3 protein-coding genes are annotated in these 4,116 nt (G+C 73.4%); 1 reads left to right on the forward strand and 2 read right to left on the reverse strand.

The genetic code is table 11. The annotated features are described in order from the left end of the window. The coding region (locus ACFWR9_RS17780; RefSeq protein WP_383842605.1) for a DEAD/DEAH box helicase at positions 1-2,261 on the reverse strand (2,261 nt) is incomplete at its 3' end. A 492-nt stretch (positions 2,262-2,753) separates the two neighbouring features. Between ACFWR9_RS17780 and ACFWR9_RS17785 the strand changes: the two genes are divergently transcribed. Beyond that, positions 2,754-3,527 (forward strand): ferritin-like domain-containing protein, encoded by a 774-nt coding sequence (locus ACFWR9_RS17785; RefSeq protein ID WP_383842608.1) that lies wholly within the window; start codon positions 2,754-2,756, stop codon positions 3,525-3,527. Positions 3,528-3,604: 77 nt separating this feature from the next. Here the strand turns inward: ACFWR9_RS17785 and ACFWR9_RS17790 are convergent, their stop codons facing one another. After that, a complete protein-coding gene (locus ACFWR9_RS17790) occupies positions 3,605-3,874 on the reverse strand; it encodes a hypothetical protein (protein ID WP_383842611.1) in 270 nt (89 codons plus the stop codon). Positions 3,875-4,116 lie beyond the last annotated feature (242 nt).

The following is a 4,116-nucleotide window of genomic DNA, read 5'->3' on the forward strand; positions in this document are numbered from 1 at the left end:
GCCGGGATACCGGCGGCGGCCTCGACCGGCTCCGCGGCCTGGGTGGCCTTGCGGGTGCGGCGGCGGGGCTTGGCCTCGATGCCTTCGGCGGTGTCCGCGGCGGTCTCCGCCTTGGCGGCGGCGGTCTTCCGGGTGCGCCGGGGCTTGGCCTCGACCGCTTCCGTCTCCGGCGCCGTCTGTGCCGGGATACCGGCGGCGGCCTCGACCGGCTCCGCGGCCTGGGTGGCCTTGCGGGTGCGGCGGCGGGGCTTGGCCTCGATGCCTTCGGCGGTGTCGGCGGCGGCCTCTGCCTTGGCGGCGGTCGTCTTCCGGGTGCGTCGGGGCTTGGTCTCGGCGGTGTCCGGGGCCTGGGTGGCCTCGGTCGCCGCCTCGACGGGCTCGGCGGTGGCGGCCTTGCGGGTGCGGCGGCGCGGCTTGGTCTCCGTGCCTTCGACGGTGTCCGCGACGGCCTCCGCCTTTGTGGCGACGGCCTCCGCCTCGGTGGCGACGGCCTCCGCCTCGGTGGTGACGGCCTTTGCCTTGGTGGCGGCGGTCTTCCGCGTGCGGCGCGGCTTGGTCTCCACGGGTGCCTCGACGACCGGGGCCTCGACGACCGCCGTGGCCGTGGCCGTCGGCTCGGTCGCGGGCGTGGTCTCCAGCGGAGCGGCCGGTGCCTCCGCCGACTTGCGGGTGCGGCGGCGACGCGCCTTGGCCGGGGTCTCCACGACCTCCGCGGCCTGCGCCACGTCGGTGACCTCGGAGACCGCGACGGCGGTCCCCTCGGCGGCCTGCGCCACCGGGGCGTCGGCCGTGGTGGCCGGCACCGGACGGCGCGACGGCTCACCGCCACGCGTCCGCCGGCGGCGGCGCAGCGTGCGGGGAGCCTTGGCCTCGTCCGTGTCCGTGGCGCCGTCGGCACCGCCGGTCACGGCCTCGGTCGCGGCGCTCGCGGAGGTGTCCGCGTCCAGCGGGGCCCCGCCGCGCATCCGGCGGCGGCGACGCGGCGTCTCACGGGAGGAACGCTCGCGCTCGGCGGTGCGGGACTCGTCCCGGCCGCCACGGCCACCGCGGGTACGGCCACCGCGGCCGCCCGGCTCGCCCAGGTCCTCCAGCACCTCGGCGTCGAGCCCGGCGCGGGTGCGCTCCGAGCGCGGAAGCACACCCTTGGTGCCCTTGGGGATACCGAGGTCCGTGTACAGGTGCGGGGAGGTGGAGTACGTCTCCGGCGGGTCGTTGAAGCCCAGGTCCAGCGCCTTGTTGATCAACTGCCAGCGGGGGATGTCGTCCCAGTCGACCAGCGTGATCGCCGTACCCTTGGCGCCCGCGCGGCCGGTGCGGCCGATGCGGTGCAGGTACGTCTTCTCCTCTTCCGGCGACTGGTAGTTGATGACGTGCGTCACACCCTCGACGTCGATGCCGCGGGCGGCCACGTCGGTGCAGACGAGCACGTCCACCTTGCCGTTGCGGAAGGCGCGCAGGGCCTGCTCGCGCGCGCCCTGGCCGAGGTCGCCGTGGACCGCGCCGGAGGCGAAGCCGCGCTGCTTGAGCTGGTCGGCCAGGTCGGCCGCCGTGCGCTTGGTGCGGCAGAAGACCATGGCCAGTCCCCGGCCGTCGGCCTGCAGTATGCGCGCCACCATCTCGGGCTTGTCCATGTTGTGCGCGCGGTAGATGAACTGCTTCGTGTTCGCGACCGTCGCGCCCGCGTCGTCCGGCGAGGTGGCGCGGATGTGCGTGGGCTGCGACATGTAGCGGCGGGCGAGTCCGATGACCGCACCCGGCATGGTCGCCGAGAACAGCATGGTCTGGCGACGCGTCGGCAGCATGTTGATGATCTTCTCGACGTCGGGCAGGAAGCCCAGGTCGAGCATCTCGTCGGCCTCGTCGAGGACCAGGCACTTGACGTGCTTCAGGCTGAGCTTCTTCTGGCCCGCGAGGTCCAGCAGGCGGCCCGGGGTGCCGACGATCACGTCGACGCCCTTCTTCAGGGCCTCGACCTGCGGCTCGTAGGCCCGGCCGCCGTAGATCGCGGTGACGCGCACGTTGCGGACCTTGCCGGCGGTCAGGAGGTCGTTGGTGACCTGCTGGCACAGCTCGCGCGTCGGTACGACGACGAGGGCCTGCGGGGCGTCGGTCAGGGCCTCGGGCGCGGCGCGGCCCGCCTCGATGTCCGCGGGGACGGTGACACGCTCGAGGAGCGGAAGGCCGAAGCCCAGCGTCTTGCCGGTGCCGGTCTTGGCCTGGCCGATGACGTCCGTGCCCGACAGGGCCACGGGGAGCGTCATCTCCTGGATGGGGAAGGGATTGATGATGCCGACGGCTTCGAGGGCTTCGGCGGTCTCGGGGAGGATCCCGAGGGATCGGAACGTCGTAGTCAGGGTGCTGCCTCTTCTGTGTACGTGGTGCGAGGCGAGCGCGCGGGTCTTGCCGGATCGTGTCGGGGACGTCGGCTGCCTTACGGATGAGCCGTAGGACACGGGACCTCTGTCGACGCTCCAGCGCTCGTACCACTGAGGGTCCCCCTCCGGATTCCGTACGCAGTGTGGCGTACGGCAGGGAGGGCTGTCGGGTCGGAGCCGATCGGGCCACCGACCGGGCATCCTCATGCGTGCGGCCCGACGACGATGTCACGTACCCGTACGTCACATACTCGGCAGGCGCATTACCACCATACCCCGGATTCGCGCACATGCGATGGCCGAATTGGTCACGTAGTCGTCGTCACACTGACTGACCAGGGCCTTACCGCTGTCGAAGAGCGGGCTATTGTGCGCTGCATGACGAGCTCTGACAAGCCTGGCACCGCCGCAGACGCCCCCGCCGAAACCACCGGAGCAGCCGAAGCCATCGGCCCCACCGGAGTGGCCGCCCGGGACTGGGCGTCGGCCGCGGCCGACCCGCAGTACCGCGCCGCCGTCGTGGACCTGCTCGGCGCGCTCGCGTACGGCGAGCTGGCGGCGTTCGAGCGGCTGGCGGAGGACGCCAAGCTGGCGCCCACGCTGGGGGACAAGGCGGAGCTGGCGAAGATGGCGTCGGCGGAGTTCCACCACTTCGAGCGGCTGCGCGACCGGCTCGCGGAGATCGGTGAGGAGCCGACCGCGGCGATGGAGCCGTTCGTGGCCGCCTACGACGGCTTCCACAAGCAGACGGACCCCTCGGACTGGCTGGAGGGGCTCGTCAAGGCCTACGTCGGCGACTCCATCGCCAGTGACTTCTACCGTGAGGTCGCGGCTCGCCTCGACGCGGACACCCGTGAGCTGGTGCTGGCCGTGCTCGACGACACCGGGCACGCCGGTTTCGCCGTGGAGAAGGTCCGCGCGGCGATCGACGCCGACCCGCGCGTGGGCGGGCGGCTCGCGCTGTGGGCGCGGCGGCTGATGGGCGAGGCCCTCTCGCAGTCCCAGCGGGTGGTGGCCGACCGGGACGCGCTGTCGACCATGCTCGTGGGCGGTGTCGCGGACGGCTTCGACCTGGCGGAAGTCGGCCGGATGTTCTCCCGGATCACCGAGGCGCACACCAAGCGGATGGCGGCGCTGGGGCTGGCGGCCTGACGCCTGGCCCCCGAGGTGCTCGCCGCCCGCGCCCGACCGCGGTCAGCGCGGGCGCGTCCCGGAGCCTCGGCGGCCGGTCAGGCGGTCGCCGAGCTGCGGCGGAGTCTTCCCGCGGGGCGCAGCAGCAGCGACAGCGAGGCCGCGGAGAGCGCGGCCGAGCCCAGGAGCACCAGCAGCAGGCCGCCGCTGCCCATCGCGGTGTGCGTGACGAACGCCCCGAACAGCGCCCCGGCGATTCCCGTCGGCAGGACCAGGACCCGGGCGGGGAGGCGGTGCGGCAGACGATGGACGGCCGCCCATGCCAGGGCGAATCCGAGGATCGCGGCGCTGAGCGCTTCCAAGAGCATGTCGGGGTCCCTCCCACACGGCCGGCCTGCCCGAACGGTCACAGCCGTCATACCCCTGACCTGCGGAATACAACCCTCCCCCTGTGGGTGAACTGTGCTCCACCCGTGAACGGGAAGACGGGAGAAGACGGAAGAAGACGGGAGGGGGGGGGGGGGGGGGGACGCCCCCCGCCGCCCCACCCCCGCGCCAGCGAGCGGAGCGCCGGAGAGGAGAGGCGACCCCCCCCCCCCCCAGCACCGGG

Source organism: Streptomyces sp. NPDC058534, from assembly GCF_042717365.1.
In the GTDB taxonomy this organism is placed as follows: Bacteria; Actinomycetota; Actinomycetes; order Streptomycetales; family Streptomycetaceae; genus Streptomyces.